This window comes from Stenotrophomonas sp. KH_052, from assembly GCF_057838755.1.
Window position 1 is genome coordinate 3,439,193 of record NZ_CM174475.1, and the last position, 16,725, is coordinate 3,455,917.

Consider the following 16,725-nt stretch of genomic DNA (forward strand, 5'->3'; position numbering starts at 1 on the left):
TTACCTTTCAGTCACTTGCGGTCACTTCTGTCCTATTTGACTCGCCCGCACGCGCCCTGTGTCAGGAGATGCCGGATTAACGGTAGACGTGTTATCGCTGGTACTTCACCCGCTGCGGAGCGCCGCTCATGGCACACAAGAACACGATCTGTGTCTGGTACGACAACGGCGCGCTCGAGGCCGCCACCTTCTACTCCGGCCTCCTGCCCGACAGCGCGGTGACCGCCGTGCATCACGCCCCGGGCGACTACCCGGACGGCAAGGAAGGCAACGTGCTGACCGTCGAATTCACCGTCTGCGGCATCCCCTGCGTCGGCCTCAACGGCGGCACCGCGTTCACGCACAGCGAAGCGTTCTCCTTCCAGATCCAGACCGAGGACCAGGCCGAGACCGACCGCCTGTGGAATGCGATCGTCGGCAACGGCGGACAGGAGAGCCAATGTGGCTGGTGCAAGGACCGTTGGGGCATCTCCTGGCAGATCAGCCCACGCATGCTGATCGAAGCGGTGACCAGCCAGGACAAGGCACTGGCCAAGCGCGCCTTCAACGCAATGATGCCGATGAAGAAGATCGACATCGCCACCATCGAAGCGGCAATCAAAAAAGGGGACGGAGGGGATTAAGTCGTTTCCCCCCATGCCCTGTGCTCAGATGCAGATTGCGACTTAATCCCCTCCGTCCCCTTTTTCCGAGGTGCTGATGACCTGGGATGCGATCGTCGTTGGTGGTGGCCACAACGGCCTGGTCTGCGCGGCCTATCTGGCGCGCGGCGGAAAGAAGGTGCTGGTGCTGGAACGTCGTGGCGTACTCGGCGGCGCGGCAGTCACCGAGGAATTCCATCCCGGCTTCCGCAATTCGGTGGCGTCATACACGGTCTCGCTGCTGCAGCCGCAGGTGATCGATGACCTGCAGCTGCATGCACATGGGCTGCGCATCGTCGCGCGTCCCGCTAACAACTTCCTGCCGTTGCCTGATGACCGCTACCTGCTGTCGGCACCAGGCCGCACCCAGGCCGAAGTAGCGAAGTTCTCCGAACGGGATGCGCAGCGCTTGCCAGCGTACGATGCGCGCCTGGAGGTCTTCGCCGACGTACTGCGCGCATGGGCCCTGCGTGCGCCACCGGACCTGGGTGTGACGGGCGGTTGGCGTGCCCTGCCCGCCCTGTGGCAGATGGGCCGCCTCGGTCGTGAACTGGCAACGCTGGATGCCTCGCTGCGGCAGGAACTGCTGGACCTGTTCACGCTCTCGGCCGCGGAGTACCTGGATCGCTGGTTCGAGAGCGAGCCGATCAAGGCGTTGTTCGGTTTCGATGGCATCGTCGGCAACTACGCCAGTCCATACACGCCCGGCAGCGCCTACGTGCTGCTGCACCACGTATTCGGCCAGTGCAATGGCGTGAAGGGTGCGTGGGGCCACGCGATCGGCGGCATGGGCGCGATCAGCCAGGCGATTGCGGCCTCGGCACGCGAGGCCGGTGCGCAGCTTCGCGTGGATGCAGGTGTGCGGCGCGTGCTGGTCGAACAAGGCCGCGCGGTGGGCGTGGAACTGAGCAACGGCGAAATCCTGCGTGCACGCGTGGTGATCGCCAACGTCAATCCGAAGCTGCTGTACGAGCAGCTTCTGGAGCCGGCGCAGTTACCCGCGGCTACGCGCGAGCGGATGGTGAACTGGCGCTGCGGTTCGGGCACCTTCCGGATGAACGTGGCGCTGTCACGGTTGCCGGACTTCCGTGCCCTGCCCGGCCCGGGCGAGCATCTCAGTGCGGGCATCATCATGGCACCGAGTCTGGATTACATGGACCGCGCATGGCTGGACGCGCGCCGCGAGGGCTGGTCGCGCGAGCCGATCGTGGAGATGTTGATTCCGAGCACGCTGGACGATTCGCTGGCGCCGCCCAGCCATCATGTGGCCAGCCTGTTCTGCCAGCACGTGGCGCCGGTGTTGCCCGACGGGCGTCACTGGGATGATCACCGCGAGACTGTGGCCACCTGATGATCGCCACCGTCGAACGGTATGCGCCCGGCTTCGCTGACAGCGTGCTCGGTCGACAGGTACTGTCACCGCTGGATCTGGAACGCACCTTCGGCCTGATCGGCGGCGACATTTTCCACGGCGCGCTCAGTGCCAACCAGTTGTTCTCGGCACGGCCGATGGTCGGCCAGGCCGGTTATCGCGGTGCTCTGCCGGGACTGTACCTGTGCGGCTCGGGAACCCATCCCGGTGGGGGTGTTACCGGCGCACCGGGGCACAATGCCGCGCAGGTGGTATTGCAGGACCTGTAGAGCCGCGCCATCGTGGAGGCGCGAGTACCCCGTCGCCTGCATGAATCTGCTGTTGGTAGGTGCCAACCTTGGTTGGCACGAGGCAGCAGAAGCGATTGCCAACCAAGGTTGGCACCTACCGGGCAATGCGTGCCGACCAACGGTCGGCACCTACCGCGTCAAATGATCCCGTTCAAAGCGTGCCAACCAAGGTTGGCACCTACCCGCGTGAAGCGAGGCGCATCGCGCCTCACTTCACGCTGCGCAGATGGTTCGGGCGCTTCGGTGGGCCAGGCGGGCGACGCTTGTTGAACGGCGGCTGCCCGCGCCAGTAGCGGATCAGCAACCAGCCGAACAGCATGCCGCCGAGGTGCGCGAAGTGGGCCACGCCCGGCTGCCAGCCGGTCATGCCCAGCACCAGTTCGCCCACGCCGAAGAGGATCACGAAGGTGCGTGCCTTCATCGGAATCGGGGGGAACAGCAGCATCACCCGCTGGTTCGGGAACAGCATGCCGTAGGCCAGCAGCAGGCCGAACACGCCACCGGAGGCACCCAGCACCGTGGCCGGGTTTTCCAGCAGCGTACCCACCAGCAGCTGGCAGACGCCGGCACCGGCCACGCACACCAGGTAATAGAGCAGGAAGCGCTTCTCGCCCCAGGTCTGTTCCAGTGGCGCGCCAAACATGAAAACCGCCAGCATGTTGAAGAACAGGTGGCCGAAACTGCCATGCAGGAAGCCATAGGTCAGCAGCTGCCACGGCTGGAAGTTGCCGCCCGGCGAGAACGCATCGAAGCCCTGCTGCAACGGTTGCAGCATGAACGGTTCGAAGGTCTGCATGCCGAGCAGGAACGGCTGCTGCAGCAGGAACAGGATCGCGTTGGCGATCAGCAGGGCCTTGGTAACGGTAGGCAGTCGCGGGAACATGGGAGCACCGGCATGGAACGGCCTCCATCATAGCCGCAGCACCGTGTCTTGTTGGCGACCGGCAGGCGTAGCCTGTTCAGTCGCCAGCGGTGCTCAGCCCGGGCCCCACACGGCCGCATCCAGCGCTGCCGCCGGATCGGTCGCGGGTATCCGCACCCGGCCATTCTCGACCACCACGCCCTCGGCACGCAGCCGCTGCGACTGCTCGCGCCAGCCGGCCGAACCCTCTTCCATGGCAATGCGCCCGTCCGAGCGCAGCACGCGGTGCCAGGGCAGGTCTGGATCGTCGTTCTGGCCGAGGATGCGTGCGGTCAACCGCGCGCGCCCGGGCAGGCCGGCACGCATCGCCACCTGGCCGTAGCCCATCACCTTGCCAGGCGGAATCGCACGGATCACCGCCAGGATGCGCGCACGCGCCTGCTCCGGCGTCAGTGCCGCAGGCGGGTCACCAGCAGTACGCCGATCAGTACCAGCACGGTGCCGGCGATCTGTGCCGGCCCCATCGGTTCGTCGAGCAGCCATAGGCTCATCACGATGGTGGAAACAGGGCCCAGCATACCGACCTGCGCGGCCAGCGACGAACCCACGCGCTGCACCGCCAGCATGATCGCCAGCACCGGCAGTACGGTACACACGGTGGCGTTGACCAGCGACAGCCACTGCACCGGGGCCGGTGCCTGCCACAGCAGCGGCAGCGGATGGGTGATGGCGAAGTGCAGCAGCACCAGCACGCTGGCCACGCAACTGGCATAGGCAGTCAAACGCACCGCGCCGATGCGCGCGACCACCTGGCCGCTGCCGAACAGGTACAGCGCGTAGCTGAGCGCACTGCCCAGCACCAGCAGGCTGCCGAGGATGATCTGCCCGCCCTCACGCTGCAGGTCGTGGCCGAAGGCGATCAGCACGCCAAGGTAGCTCAGCAGCAGCGCGGCGACCTGCCAGCGGCCCGGCCGCTGCCGTGCCAGCAGCACGTTGATCAGCAGCACCAGCGTCGGGTTCAAGTACAGGATCAATCGTTCCAGGGTCACGCTGATGTACTGCAGCCCCTGGAAGTCGAGCAGGCTGGACAGGTAGTAGCCGGTGAAGCCCAGCCACAGCACGCGTGCACGGTCGCGCCAGGACAGCGGTGCGGCACGGCGCGCGGCCCACACCGCCATCAATGCGAACAGCGGCAGTGCCATCAGCATGCGCAGGGCAAGCAAGGTGGTGGCGTCAACGCCGTGGCGCAGGCCAAGCTTGACGATGATCGCTTTGCCGGATGCGGCAATGGCGCCGATCGCGGCCAGACCAATGCCACCCAGCGCGATGCGCGGGGAAGCGGTGGCGATACGGGAAGCAGGGTTGGACATCAGGACGACGGCGGGCCGCGCGGAGCGGCTGGGGAAAGCGTGGGGGCGGCCATTGTCGCATGGAGGCGGCTACCGCCTTCTGTAGAGTCGAGCCATGCTCGACTGCTTTCGCACGGCAGTCGAGCATGGCTCGACTCTACAATCGCAGGTCAGCGCATCAGCACCACTTCCTCGGCCGAGGTCGGGTGGATCGCCACGGTGTCGTCGAACTGGGCCTTGGTCGCGCCCATCTTCACCGCCACCGCGAAGCCCTGCAGGATCTCATCCGCGGCCTCGCCCAGCAGATGGATGCCGACCACGCGTTCTTCCGGGCCGGCGCAGACCATCTTGAACAGGCTGCGCTGGGTGCCATTGGCCAGCGCCTGCAGCATCGGGCGGAAACGGCTGTGGTAAACGCTCACCTGGTCGAAGCCTGCGCGTGCGTCTTCTTCGCTCATGCCCACCGCGCCCAGCGGCGGGTGCGAGAACACCACGCTGGCCACGTTCTCGTAATCCATCTTCGACTGCGGGCGGCCACCGAACAGGCGGTCCATCAGCCGCCGCGATGCGGCCACCGCCACCGGGGTCAGGCCAACCTTGCCGGCGATGTCACCCACCGCGTGCACGCTCGGCACGCTGGTGGTCTGCCATTCGTCCACCTGCACCTGCTGGTGTTCGCCAATGCCGATGCCGAGCGCTTCCAGGCCCAGATCACGGCTGTTGCCGCGACGCCCGGTGGCAAAGAACACCGCATCGAACACGTTGTCGAGCGGACCGTCATGGCCGAACGCACGCACCCGTTCGCCATCGCGCTGCAGTTCGCGCAGGCGGTAGTTGAAATGGATGCGCACGCCCTGCTGTTTCAGGTTCTCGGCCAACTGATCGGTCAGCTCGTAGTCGAAGCGCTCCAGCAATCGCTTGCCGCGCACCAGCAGGCTCACGCGGCTGCCCAGCGCCTGCAGCAGGCCGGCCAGTTCCACCGCGATGTAACCACCCCCGATGATCGCGACCTCGGCAGGTGCCGCGCGCAGATCGAAGAAATCGTCGGAGACCAGGCCCAGTTCGGCACCCGGAATGTCGGGCCGCAACGGGTGCGCACCGGTGGCGATCAGGATGTGCTCGGCGCTGTAGCGCACACCGTCGCTGCAGGCCACGGTGTGCGCATCCAGCAGATGGCCACGCGCCGGAATACGCACCACGCCGGTCTCATCCAGGCGTTTGTGGTAGCTGGTGTGAATGTTGCTGATGTAGGCCTGGCGATGGATCACCAGTTCCTTCCAGGAAAGCGCCGGGCGCGCTTTTACATCGAAGCCCATCGCACTGGCCAGGCCGATGCGCTCGTGCAGGTCGGCTGCCAGCCACATCGCCTTCTTCGGCACGCAGCCGACATTGACGCAGGTCCCGCCCAGTTCGCCCGGCTCCAGCATCGCCACACGCTTGCCGTGCTGTGCGGCGCGGATCGCGCCAGCCAGGCCGGCGGAGCCGCCGCCAAGGACGATCAGGTCGTAATCATAGGGTGCAGTGCTCATCGGAATCGCTCGGGTCGGTAGGGGGCAGGATCGATCGCGGGTGGACGGTCGCAGACAGGATCGGCGATCAGCCGGCCGGTGCCGGCACTCATGCTGATATCGAGCATGGCACGGCCCACTGCAGGCCAGACGTGAACTGACGCCACCGATGACCTGCGGCAGCTGCGCAGATGGCGGCGGCGATCACGGTCAACGGCGTGTGTGGCAGGCATCGATCAGCCCTGCCCGGCATCGCGTCGCATCGCCGGCCATTGCCGGTAGGTCATCGCTCGCCACAGCCATTCCATCGGACCAAAACGGAACCGACGTAACCAGAGATGGCTGATCACCACCTGGCTGGCGAACAGCAGCAATGCCGACAGCAGCTGCACGCTGCGAGGCATCACCTCGAACCATCCCAGGCCGTAGTGATAGAACAGGAGCGTGCAGACCAGCGACTGCGCCAGGTAATGGGTCAGCGCCATGCGCCCGACCGGTGCCAGCCAACCCAGCTGCGTGCGCCAGCGCACGATCCACGCCAGGTAGCCCAGGCACATCAGCAGACCGCCGACCGTCACCAGTGCCATCGCGGCTGTCACCGGCAGGTCGTAGGCACCCGGCACCAGGTACGGCTTCCAGGCAACGCCCAGTACCGTGACCAGCAGGCCCAGCGGCAGCGCAATCCAGCGCAGCACCGCGTACAGCCGCGGGAAGCGCTCCGGCGCCGCCAGCGCACCGCTGCCGGCGAACCAGCTGCCGATCAGGAACATGCCCAGCACTTCGGGGCCGGTGATCAGCAGCGCACCCATCGACGTGCCGAACTCGCTCAACCGCTGCACGTTGGCCTGCATCCAGCTGCCGTGCCCGTACACCTGCCGCTGCAGATTGATGCTCTGCTGCGCCTCAGCCAGCATTTTCTGCACATCCTCGGCCGAGGCCATCGATACCATCGCGCCGACCAGCAGCATCATCGCCACACCGCCCAGATAGAGCATCACGCCCATCCATGGCAGCCAGCTGCGCGGCGCCTCGCGGCAGGCCAGCAACGGCAGCGACACCAATGCGTACATCACCAGGATGTCGCCGGACCAGACCAGCAGCGCATGGCACAGGCCGATCAACAGCAGTCCGGCGCTGCGGCGCAGGTAGAACGGAGTGAACCCACGCCCGGCCACTTCAGCGCGCCGTGACATCACCGCGAAGCCGGCGCCGAACAGCAGCGAGAACAGAGTGAAGAACTTGCCCTGCACGAACACGTAGACGAAGGCATCGGCCCAGTAGTCGATGCCCTGCCAATGCGTGTCGATGCCGGTGAAAGCCAGGTCCAGCGGGCCGCTGAAGGCCTCGATGTTCATCAGCAGGATGCCCAGCAGCGCGGCACCGCGCAGCATGTCCAGCACCGCGATGCGTTCGCCGGAAGCCACCGGCTGCAGGGAAGGAGAAGCGGCGTTCACGGGGGATCCGTCGGGCAGGTCCGCCATTATGCCGCCGGCCTGCGCGCCATGGATGGCCGCGCCGTGTTCCACAAACGCAACGGCCCGCCGTAGCGGGCCGTTGCAGCCATCACGATCGCGCTGCGATCAGTGCTGGTGACCACCGTCGCCGTGGACGTGGCCGTGGTCGAGCTCTTCCTTGCCGGCTTCGCGCACGTCGACGATCTCGACGTCGAAATGCAGGTCCTTGCCGGCCATCGGGTGGTTCAGGTCAACGTCGACCACGCTCATGCCGACCTTCTGCACGGTCACCGCACGCGGGCCGAAGTTGGTCTGCAGCACAACCTGCTGGCCCGGGACCAGCTTGGTGTTGCCGAAGTGCTTCTTCGGCACGCGCTGGGACAGGCCGTCACGGCGCTCGCCGTAGGCGTCGGCCGCCTTGACGTCGACATTGAAGGTTGCGCCGGCTTCCTTGTCCATCATGGCGTTTTCCAGGCCCGGGATGATGTTGCCGTGGCCGATCAGGATCGCCAGCGGCTCGCCGCGGTCCTTGGACGATTCGATCGGCTCCTGGCCGGCTTCGGAAACGGTGTAGTGGAAGCGGACAACGCGGTCTTTTTCGATCTTCATGCGCAACTCTGTATGGATCTGCCGGAGGCAGGCGGGTTGGGGCGGGTTGTCGCCCGGCGGGGACGCCGCCATCATGACGGCCAATCCAAGGTGGCGCATTATCCGGAGATCATGCAGATCACGCCAGTTTCGTCCGGCCCGCGCCGGCTCCTCGCCCCGGCCCTGCTGCTGGCCCTGCCCCTGTTGATGACCGCTTGTGGCGGCGGCAAGGCCACGCGCCCGGCCCCACCACCGCCCTCGGCGAACTGGCCGAAGACGGTGCCGGACAATCCCGAGGCCGCCAACTCGGTGCTGATGCGCGCCATCAGCCTGGTCGGCACGCCTTACCGCTATGGCGGCAACACGCCTGATTCGGGCTTCGACTGCAGCGGACTGGTCGCCTACGTCTATCGCGAGATGCTGGACCTGAAGCTGCCGCGGACCTCGCGCGACCTGGCCGCGGTACAGGGCCCGAAGATCGATCCGCAGCGCCTGGCCACGGGTGACCTGGTGTTCTTCGGCAGCCGCGGCAGCGTCACCCATGTCGGCATTTATGTAGGTGAAGGACGCTTCGTGCACGCACCGAGCACCGGCGGTACGGTTCGTCTCGATTCGCTCAGCGGGCCCTACTGGAAAGACCACTACACCGGCGCGAAACGTGTTCTTCGCTAAACTGAACAGGCGATATGTTCAAAACTGTGACGTCCATCACCGTCAAAATAACGATTTTATAACGGAATTTTTAACTTTTAGAGGCGTTCGCAGGGCATGATGCCCCATCGTTTTTTCCTGTGACCGACGCGTGACGACTGAAGACCAGACGTGCCAAGGCCAGACCGCCGCATTTTCGCGTAGTGCCCGCCCTCTGCTGATGGGCCTGGCGCTGTGTCTGACCAGCCTTCCGGCCTGGTCGCAGACTGTTCCCTCCCGCTCCGATGTGACCCCGGCCCCCGCGGCCGAGAGCACCGCCCGCCCGGCCGCCAAGGCCGAGGCTGCCGCTCCTCAGCGCAGCCGCGTCGATGCCGCCGCCAGTGCCACGCTGGCCGCCCTGCTGCCGCACCTGGCCGCCAATGACACCATTCCGCTGATGGACCGTTCGGCCGTGGTGGCCGGCGACCTCAGCCGCCTGCTCGCCAACTACGACACCAGCAGCGCCGCCAATGGCAGCGTTGTCGGCACCGCCGCCGACAACGGCAAGGTGCAGTCGCTGCTGCGCCGCGCGATGACCCTGCTGGGCACCCCGTACCGTTGGGGTGGCAGCAACCCGGACAGCGGTTTCGACTGCAGCGGTCTGGTCGGCTACGTGTTCCGCTCGGCCCTGGGCATCGAGCTGCCGCGCGTATCGCGCGAGATGGCCCACGATGACAACGCCGAACTGATCAACGACCGCACCGCGCTGGCCGCTGGTGACCTGGTGTTCTTCGGCCGCAAGGGCCGCGTCGACCACGTCGGCATCTACGTCGGTGATGGCCGCTTCCTGCACGCCCCGAGCTCCGGCAAGGATGTGCGCGTGGATACCCTGCTCAGTGGCTACTGGGGCAACAAGTTCATGCAGGCCCGCCGGGTCGATCTCTGATCTGACCTCGCTGGCGCCACGGCGCCGCCTGAGAGACAAGAAGCCGCTGCCCTGCAGCGGCTTTTTTGTTGGGCCCGCAATGACGGGTAGGCAGATGCCGGTCGACCCTCTGTCAGATGGGTGCCGACCTTGGTCGGCACTGCCTTCATCCACGCTTGGCGTGGATCTACCGGGGGCCGCCTTGGTCGGCAACGCGTCCGCCATCCCCCCCAAACGAAAGGCCCGCCGGTCAGGGCGGGCCTTTCATCTCAACGCAACCTCAGGCGCGTGGCGGTGTTGGATCAGGATCGTCCACACCCACATTGCTGGACGGGTTGTCATACACCGCCTGGTCGAGCAGCCCGGTTTCCTTGGCCACGATCACCGGCACCAGCATCTGGCCCGTCACATTGGTCATCGTGCGCATCATGTCGAGGATGCGGTCGATGGCATACAGGTAGCCGATGGTCTCCAGCGGCAGGTTGGCTGCGCTCAGCACCACCGTGGCCATGATCACTGCCGTGCCGGGTACACCGGCGGTGCCGAAGCTGCCCAGCACCGAGGCGATCAGCACCACCACGTACTGTTCCGGGGTCAGCGGCACACCGCTGTACTGCGCGATGAACACCGCGCACAGCGCTGGGTAGATCGCGCCGCAGCCATCCATCTTGATGCTGGCTCCCAGCGGTACCGCGAACGAACCGTAGTCCTTGTTCACGCCCAGGTTGTGGGTGATCGAACGCAGCGCCACTGGCATCGCAGCGAAGCTGGACGAACTGACGAAGGCCACCTGCATGCCCGGCGCCGCCCCACGGAAGAACTTCAGCGGGTTCAGGCCGTGCGCCAGCAGCAGTGCACTGTAGACCACCACGATGTGCAGCGCGCAGGCCACGTACAGCGCCAGCACGAAATGACCCAGTGGCAGCAGCTTCTCGAAGCCATAGCTGCCGACCAGGCCGGCGATCAGGCCGAAGGTACCGATCGGGGTGACTTCCAGCACGAAGCGGGTCACCTGGATCATGATGTCGCTCATCTGCCCGACCAGCTTGCGCGCCTCGGTCACCTTCTCGCCCAGCTTGACGATGGCAAAGCCGACCAGGCCGGCGAAGAAGATCACCGGCAGGATCGAGCCGCGACCGGCAGCCAGCACGGTCTCACCGGCCGCATTGACCTTGGTGCCGATGCCGGACAGCGCATAGAAGACATTGGCCGGCACCACGTCCAGCAGTACCTGCACCACGCTGGGCACTTCGCGCGGCACGTAGTTGCTGGCCATCGACAGCTGCAGGCCACCGGCGCCGGGCTGCAGCACGGTACCCACGCCCAGGCCGACGCAGACCGCCAGCGCGGCGGTGATCACGAACCACAGGAAGGTGCGGCCACTGAGTGCGGCGACCGACTTCTGGCCGTGCAGCGACGAGATCGCGTTGATGACCGCGAAGAACACCAGCGGCACCGCGATCATCTTGATCAGGGTGACGTACAGCTCGCCCAGCGGGCCGAACCAGGTTTCAGCAGCCGGGCCGAGCGCCCAGCCGGCCAGCGCGCCAAGCACGAAGCCACCGACCACGCGCTGCCAGAATGGAATCCGCAGCCAGGCAGAGACCAGCTTCATAGGCAATCCAGAGGGGAAGGAAGGGATGCTGGCACGATAGCCCAAGGCGGCCCGCAGAACGACCGCCGGGCGGGCAAATCAGTGTGTCATCGGCGTGCCTTGCGAGGGCGGGCATAATGAACGTCCCGTTACAGTTTGTGAGATCCCAGCGTCCATGCGCCGTTCCGTCTCCCTGTTGGCCGCCTGCGCCACCACCCTGCTGCTGGGCGCCTGCGCCAGCACCACCCCCGCGTCCGCCCCGGCCGGCCTGAAGGTCGCCGTCGATCCTGTCGCCCATCCGGCCGGCGAGACCCCGCAGTGGTGGTACCGCAGCGGCGCCGCCCAGGCGGCAGCCAACGGCGCGATGTCCGGCAAGGCCAAAAACGTCATCCTGTTCCTCGGCGACGGCATGAGCCTGACCACCGTAGCCGCCTCGCGCATCTACGAAGGCCAGCAGAAGGGCGGCTCGGGCGAGGAGAACCTGCTGTCCTGGGAGCGCTTCCCGGCCACGGCCTTCAGCAAGACCTACAACACCGATTCGCAGACCCCGGATTCGGCCGGCACCATGACCGCCATCACCACCGGCGTGAAGACCCACATGGGCGCGATCGGCGTCAGCGCCGGCACCCGCACCGACTGCGCCGACAGCCTGTCCAAGGGACTGCTGACCTGGCTGCAGCTGGCCGACAGCGCCGGCCTGGCCACCGGCGTGGTGTCCACCGCGCGCCTGACCCATGCCACTCCGGCCGCCACCTACGCGCACTCGCCCGAGCGCAACTGGGAAAACGACACCGACCTGACCGAAGCGGCCAAGGCGGCCGGCTGCAAGGACATCGCCCAGCAGCTGCTGTCGACCTCGCGCTATGGCCGTGGCCCGCTGGTCGCCCTTGGCGGTGGCCGTGGTGAGTTCACCACCGTGGAAGAGCGCGATCCGGAATACGACGACAAGGTCGGCCAGCGCCTGGATGGCCGCAGCCTTGTGCAGGAATGGCAGCAGGCGCACCCGCAGGGTGCCTACGTGTGGAACAGCAAGCAGCTGGCCGCCGCCGCCAACGCGCCGGCCATCCTTGGCCTGTTCGAGCCGGACCACATGCGCTACGAGTACGAGCGCCCGCAGGATCCGGGCGGTGAGCCGAGCCTGGCCGAACTGACGGCGGCAGCCATCAAGAACCTGGCCAAGCACCAGGAAGGCTACGTGCTGATGATCGAAGGCGCGCGCATCGACCACGCCAACCACAGCGGCAACGCCTACCGGGCGCTGACCGAGACCGTGGCGCTGTCCGACGCCGTGCGCGTGGCCAACGAACTGACTTCGGCCGATGACACCCTGATCATTGTCACCGCCGACCACTCGCACACCCTGAGCTTCGTCGGCTACCCGGCGCGCGGCAACCCGATCCTGGGCAAGGTGAAGGACAAGGGCGGCGAAGACGGCGCCGGCAAGCTGGACTACGCGCTGGACGGCACCGGCCAGCCCTACACCACGCTGAGCTACGCCAACGGCCCGGGCCACACCGGCAGCAGCAACCAGCAGCCGGCTGGCACCAAACGCTATCCGCACAATCCCAGCACGTTCGAGCCGGCCAATGGCCGCCCGAACCTGCGCGAGGTCGATACCGAGCACCCCGATTACATGCAGGAAGCGCTGGTACCGATGAAGTCCGAATCGCACGGTGGCGAGGACGTCGGCATCTGGGCCCGCGGCCCCGGCAGCAAGGCGATCCGCGGCACGCTGGAACAGAACGCGATCTACCACATGATCGTGCAGGCCACCCCGGCCCTGCGCGAGCGCCTGTGCCAGGCCGGCACCTGCGATGACAAGGGCGTGCCGGTGCAGTTGCCGGCGCCGACCGTCTTCGAGCGCAAGGCCGAGGCCAAGTGATGATGTGGCCGGCACGCCCTGCCCCCTCCAGCGGCCGCCTCGCGCGGTCGCTGGTCCTGCTCGGCGTGCTGGCCAGCGGCAGCGCGCTGGCGCAGGAACCGGCCTGCAAGGTCATGACCGAAGAGCATGGTCTCTGGATGCTGCCGGGCTGCGAGGTCGCCAACGGCCGGCCGCAGATCAGCCGGGACATCCTGGCGCAACTGCCGTACGACGATCATGGCCTGGCCGTGGTGTACGCAGGCGAAGGCTTCCACTACGTCAACCGCAAGGGTCGCAGCCTGCCGGTGATCACCTGGGACAACGGCCCGGAGACACCGCAGGAAGGCCTGTTGCGCGGGCGCGTTGGCAATCGCGTGGCCTACTTCGATCTGAAGTTCCAGCAGACGGTACCAGGCACTTTCGATTTTGCGTGGCCATTCCAGGATGGCGTGGCTGAAGTCTGCAATGGCTGCCGTCGTGGCACGCCGGATGGCGATGGCCACACGCCGATGGAAGGCGGCGACTGGTTCCGCATCGACCGCAAGGGTCGTCGAGTGAAGTAGGTTTTCGGCAGGGCTGCGCCCTGCACCTGCAGACGCAACGGCAACAGCCGAAGCAACAGCGTGCATTCCGTGGGATGGCGGGGCACTGTGGGTTTGCGGGGACGGCGCAAGTACGTCCATGTAGCCTTGATCGCCGCATCCATGCGGCTCACACCCCGCAAACCCACAGTGCCCCGCCTTCGACAGTTTTCCGGCGGCCGGTAGATCCACGCCATGCGTGGATCAGATCTGTCAGATATCGAATTGAATCCGGGGTCAGATCCGTTTTCCTGCGGAAAACGGATCTGACCCCATCAGCATGCCCAACAGATCGCAGGACACTGTCGAAGGCGGGGTGGGTCCGGTTGCGGGGGCGTGAGCCGCATGGGCCCGAGGCATGCCTCGGGCGGGTTGGGCAGGACGCCCAACCCCGGTCTTGCCGTGTGCGCAGGACTGCGCACACAAGCAAGCGGCGACCGAGCTTACATGGACGTACTTGCAGCGTCCCCCGCAACCGGACCCACCCCGCCTACCCTCAGGAAACCCGCTTCTACTGTTGCTTCGGCCGTTGCCGTCGCTTGCGCGTCTGCGGGTGCAGGGCGCAGCCCTGCCGACCAACCCTATACTTGCCGCCGTGAGTGAATTCCCTGCCCTTGTTCCGCTGGATGCGCCCGTGCTGGTGGGCTACAGCGGCGGTGTCGACTCGACCGTGCTGCTGCACTGGCTGTGGCGCTGCGCACAGGCCTCCGGTACCCCGCTGCGCGCGGTGCACATCCACCATGGCCTGCAAGCTGCAGCTGACGAGTGGGTACTGCACTGCCAACAACAGTGCATAGCACTGGGCATCGAACTGGCCGTGCACCGCGTACAGGTCGAAAGCGATACAGGCCTGGGACCCGAAGGTGCGGCACGGCAGGCACGACGGGCGGCGTTCGCGGCCGAACTGCGCGAGGGCGAAACGCTGGCGCTGGCGCAGCACCAGGACGATCAGGCCGAAACGTTCCTGCTGCGCGCCTTGCGTGGCTCCGGCATCGACGGCCTTGCGGCGATGTCAGCCGATAGCCTGCTCGACGGTCACCGTCTGTGGCGACCACTGCTGCAGGTGCCCCGCAGCACCCTGCTCGACCATGCCCGCCAGCACGCACTGCGCTGGATCGAGGACCCCAGCAATGGCGATGACCACGCCGATCGCAATTTCCTGCGCCTGCAGGTGCTGCCGCTGCTGCGCCAGCGCTGGCCACATGCGGCCGCTGCATTGGCGGGCAGCGCGTTGCATTACAGGCAGACGCGGGACCTGCTGGATGAAGAAGACGCCGAACTGATCACGCATCTGGAAGTGGCACCGCGCGTGCTGTCGCTGCAGCTGCTGCGCCAGGTCTCGCCGGGCCGCGCCGCGCGCGTGCTGCGTGCCTGGGTGGTAGGCCACGGTGCCGCGCCGCTTCCGGCCACGGTGCTGCAGCAGGCACTGGACGAACTGCTGCCGGCCGATAACGATCGCCAGGCACGCGTGCGCTGGCGCGATCACGCGATCCAGCAATGGCGCGACCATGCCTACCTGCTGCCCGCGCAGCTTCCCGTGCTGCCGAACGACTGGCAGGCCGAATGGGACGGGCGAGCACCGCTGCCCCTGCCCGACGGTGGCCAGCTGCGCCTGCAGGGCATCGCTGCCTTCGAACGCCCGCTGCAGGTCCGTGCACGCGTGGGCGGCGAGCGCATCCAGCTTCCGGGTCGCCAGCATTCGCATGCGCTGAAGGACTGCCTGCAACGCGAACATCTTGCGCCGTGGCGACGCGCGCAGCTGCCGTTGATCTTCGATGGCCCGCAGTTGCTGGCCGCCGCCGACGTGGTCATCGGCGCATCGCTGCAGGCCTGGTTGCAGGCCCACGACGCGCAGCTGCAGTGGCGGCCGGGCGGTTGGTGAATTGACCCCCGCGCGCGGCCCGTCCACACTTGCCGCATGGCCAAGAAGTCCCCCGAAAACGCCTCCCCAGTCGCCCAGTTCGAGCAGTCGCTCGAATCGCTGGAGCAGCTGGTGGAGCAGATGGAAACCGGCGAGCTGAGCCTGGAAGCTTCGCTCAGTGCTTACGAACGCGGCGTGGGCCTGTACCGCCAGTGCCAGCAGGCGCTGGAGCAGGCTGAACTGCGCGTGCGCCTGCTCAGCGACCCCGCCCAGCCGGAAGCCGCCGAACCTTTCGACCCGCCCAGCCATGACGGCTGAGGCATTGTTCGCGCGCTGGCGCGACCGTATCGAAAGCCAGCTCGACGCCGCCCTGCCCTCGCCGGCCGAGGCGCCACAGCGCCTGCACCAGGCCATGCGCTATTCGGTACTCGGCGGCGGCAAGCGCATGCGCCCGCTGCTGGTGTATGCCAGCGGCCAGCTGTTCGGCGCGCAGCCGGAAAGCCTGGACGCGGCGGCGATGGCGGTCGAACTGATCCACGCCTATTCGTTGGTGCATGACGACCTGCCGGCCATGGACGACGACGCCCTGCGCCGCGGCAAGCCGACCACCCACATCGCCTTCGACGAAGCCACCGCGATCCTCGCCGGCGATGCGCTGCAGACTCGTGCCTTTGGTCTGCTGGCCGATGCACCGCTGCCGGCAACGCTGCGCGTGGCCTGCCTGCAGACTCTGGCGCATGCCTCCGGTGCCTCCGGCATGTGCGGCGGCCAGGCGCTGGATATCGATGCCACCGGCCAGCAGCAGACGTTGGCGGCACTGACCCGCATGCACGCACTGAAGACCGGCGCGCTGATCCGTGCAGCGGTGCGCATGGGCGCGCTGTGCGGCCAGGCCCACGAACCACAGCTCGCCCAGCTCGACAGCTTCGCCGATGCGCTCGGCCTGGCTTTCCAGGTGCGTGACGACATCCTTGATGTTGAAGCCAGTTCCGAGCAGCTGGGCAAGACCGCCGGCAAGGACCAGGCGCAGGACAAGAGTACCTTCCCCGCCCTGCTCGGCATGGACAGTGCGAAGGCGCAGCTGCGCGAACTCGCGGCCCGCATGCAGTCCACTCTGGCCGGATACGGCGATGAGGCCGACGCGCTGCGTGCGCTGGCGACGCTGGCGGTGGAGCGCGATCACTGATCGCTGGCGGTGATGCTGCCGCT

The 16,725-nt window shown here is 66.8% G+C and carries 15 protein-coding genes and 1 pseudogene; 9 read left to right on the top strand and 7 right to left on the bottom strand.

The genetic code is table 11. From position 1 onward, the window contains the following. Positions 1 to 128: 128 nt before the first annotated feature. Positions 129 to 623, top strand: a complete 495-nt coding sequence (locus AC3ITW_RS15890; protein ID WP_006381700.1) for a VOC family protein — start codon at positions 129 to 131, stop codon at positions 621 to 623. A 76-nt stretch (positions 624 to 699) separates the two neighbouring features. Next, a pseudogene (locus tag AC3ITW_RS15895) lies at positions 700 to 2,282 on the top strand (phytoene desaturase family protein). A gap of 229 nt (positions 2,283 to 2,511) precedes the next feature. Here the strand turns inward: AC3ITW_RS15895 and AC3ITW_RS15900 are convergent. The 6 genes from AC3ITW_RS15900 to AC3ITW_RS15925 all read right to left on the bottom strand — a co-directional run bounded on the left by AC3ITW_RS15900 (position 2,512) and on the right by AC3ITW_RS15925 (position 8,085). Beyond that, the gene (locus tag AC3ITW_RS15900) at positions 2,512 to 3,186 is read right to left on the bottom strand and encodes a rhomboid family intramembrane serine protease (protein WP_005410509.1); all 675 of its coding nucleotides are present in this window, start codon (positions 3,184 to 3,186) and stop codon (positions 2,512 to 2,514) included. Between the two features lie 93 nt (positions 3,187 to 3,279). Continuing rightward, positions 3,280 to 3,708, bottom strand: a complete 429-nt coding sequence (locus AC3ITW_RS15905; RefSeq protein WP_428993423.1) for an MGMT family protein — start codon at positions 3,706 to 3,708, stop codon at positions 3,280 to 3,282. After that, the gene (locus AC3ITW_RS15910) at positions 3,615 to 4,535 is read right to left on the bottom strand and encodes a DMT family transporter (protein ID WP_489389713.1); all 921 of its coding nucleotides are present in this window, start codon (positions 4,533 to 4,535) and stop codon (positions 3,615 to 3,617) included. The genes AC3ITW_RS15905 and AC3ITW_RS15910 overlap by 94 nt, the downstream gene beginning before the upstream one ends. A gap of 149 nt (positions 4,536 to 4,684) precedes the next feature. Next, entirely contained in the window at positions 4,685 to 6,043 is a 1,359-nt protein-coding gene (gene gorA / locus AC3ITW_RS15915; RefSeq protein ID WP_012511745.1) for a glutathione-disulfide reductase, read from the bottom strand. Between the two features lie 215 nt (positions 6,044 to 6,258). Beyond that, positions 6,259 to 7,503 carry a DUF418 domain-containing protein gene (locus tag AC3ITW_RS15920; RefSeq protein ID WP_012511746.1) on the bottom strand — a complete coding sequence of 415 codons (1,245 nt, stop codon included), beginning with the start codon at positions 7,501 to 7,503 and terminating at the stop codon, positions 6,259 to 6,261. Between the two features lie 99 nt (positions 7,504 to 7,602). Next, positions 7,603 to 8,085, bottom strand: a complete 483-nt coding sequence (locus AC3ITW_RS15925) for an FKBP-type peptidyl-prolyl cis-trans isomerase (RefSeq protein ID WP_012511747.1) — start codon at positions 8,083 to 8,085, stop codon at positions 7,603 to 7,605. A gap of 111 nt (positions 8,086 to 8,196) precedes the next feature. On the opposite strand from AC3ITW_RS15925, the gene AC3ITW_RS15930 reads away from it, so the two are divergent. Continuing rightward, a complete protein-coding gene (locus AC3ITW_RS15930; RefSeq protein WP_012511748.1) occupies positions 8,197 to 8,736 on the top strand; it encodes a C40 family peptidase in 540 nt (179 codons plus the stop codon). Positions 8,737 to 8,866: 130 nt separating this feature from the next. After that, positions 8,867 to 9,640, top strand: a complete 774-nt coding sequence (locus AC3ITW_RS15935; RefSeq protein WP_041864571.1) for a C40 family peptidase — start codon at positions 8,867 to 8,869, stop codon at positions 9,638 to 9,640. 259 nt (positions 9,641 to 9,899) lie between these two features. Here the strand turns inward: AC3ITW_RS15935 and AC3ITW_RS15940 are convergent, their stop codons facing one another. After that, positions 9,900 to 11,234 (bottom strand): dicarboxylate/amino acid:cation symporter, encoded by a 1,335-nt coding sequence (locus tag AC3ITW_RS15940; RefSeq protein WP_006381938.1) that lies wholly within the window; start codon positions 11,232 to 11,234, stop codon positions 9,900 to 9,902. A 154-nt stretch (positions 11,235 to 11,388) separates the two neighbouring features. On the opposite strand from AC3ITW_RS15940, the gene AC3ITW_RS15945 reads away from it, so the two are divergent. The 5 genes from AC3ITW_RS15945 (at position 11,389) to AC3ITW_RS15965 (ending at position 16,702) form a co-directional block, all read left to right on the top strand. Continuing rightward, positions 11,389 to 13,095 (top strand): alkaline phosphatase, encoded by a 1,707-nt coding sequence (locus AC3ITW_RS15945; RefSeq protein WP_100469124.1) that lies wholly within the window; start codon positions 11,389 to 11,391, stop codon positions 13,093 to 13,095. Continuing rightward, positions 13,095 to 13,637: a WG repeat-containing protein gene (locus AC3ITW_RS15950; RefSeq protein WP_428993424.1), complete on the top strand. Its 543-nt coding sequence runs from the start codon at positions 13,095 to 13,097 to the stop codon at positions 13,635 to 13,637. Before AC3ITW_RS15945 ends, AC3ITW_RS15950 begins: the two co-directional genes overlap by 1 nt. A gap of 613 nt (positions 13,638 to 14,250) precedes the next feature. After that, positions 14,251 to 15,537: a tRNA lysidine(34) synthetase TilS gene (gene tilS / locus AC3ITW_RS15955; RefSeq protein WP_489389714.1), complete on the top strand. Its 1,287-nt coding sequence runs from the start codon at positions 14,251 to 14,253 to the stop codon at positions 15,535 to 15,537. 36 nt (positions 15,538 to 15,573) lie between these two features. Further along, a complete protein-coding gene (locus AC3ITW_RS15960; protein WP_010482975.1) occupies positions 15,574 to 15,834 on the top strand; it encodes an exodeoxyribonuclease VII small subunit in 261 nt (86 codons plus the stop codon). Next, positions 15,824 to 16,702, top strand: coding sequence for a polyprenyl synthetase family protein (locus AC3ITW_RS15965; protein WP_489389715.1), 879 nt, complete (start codon positions 15,824 to 15,826; stop codon positions 16,700 to 16,702). Before AC3ITW_RS15960 ends, AC3ITW_RS15965 begins: the two co-directional genes overlap by 11 nt. Positions 16,703 to 16,725: the final 23 nt, after the last annotated feature.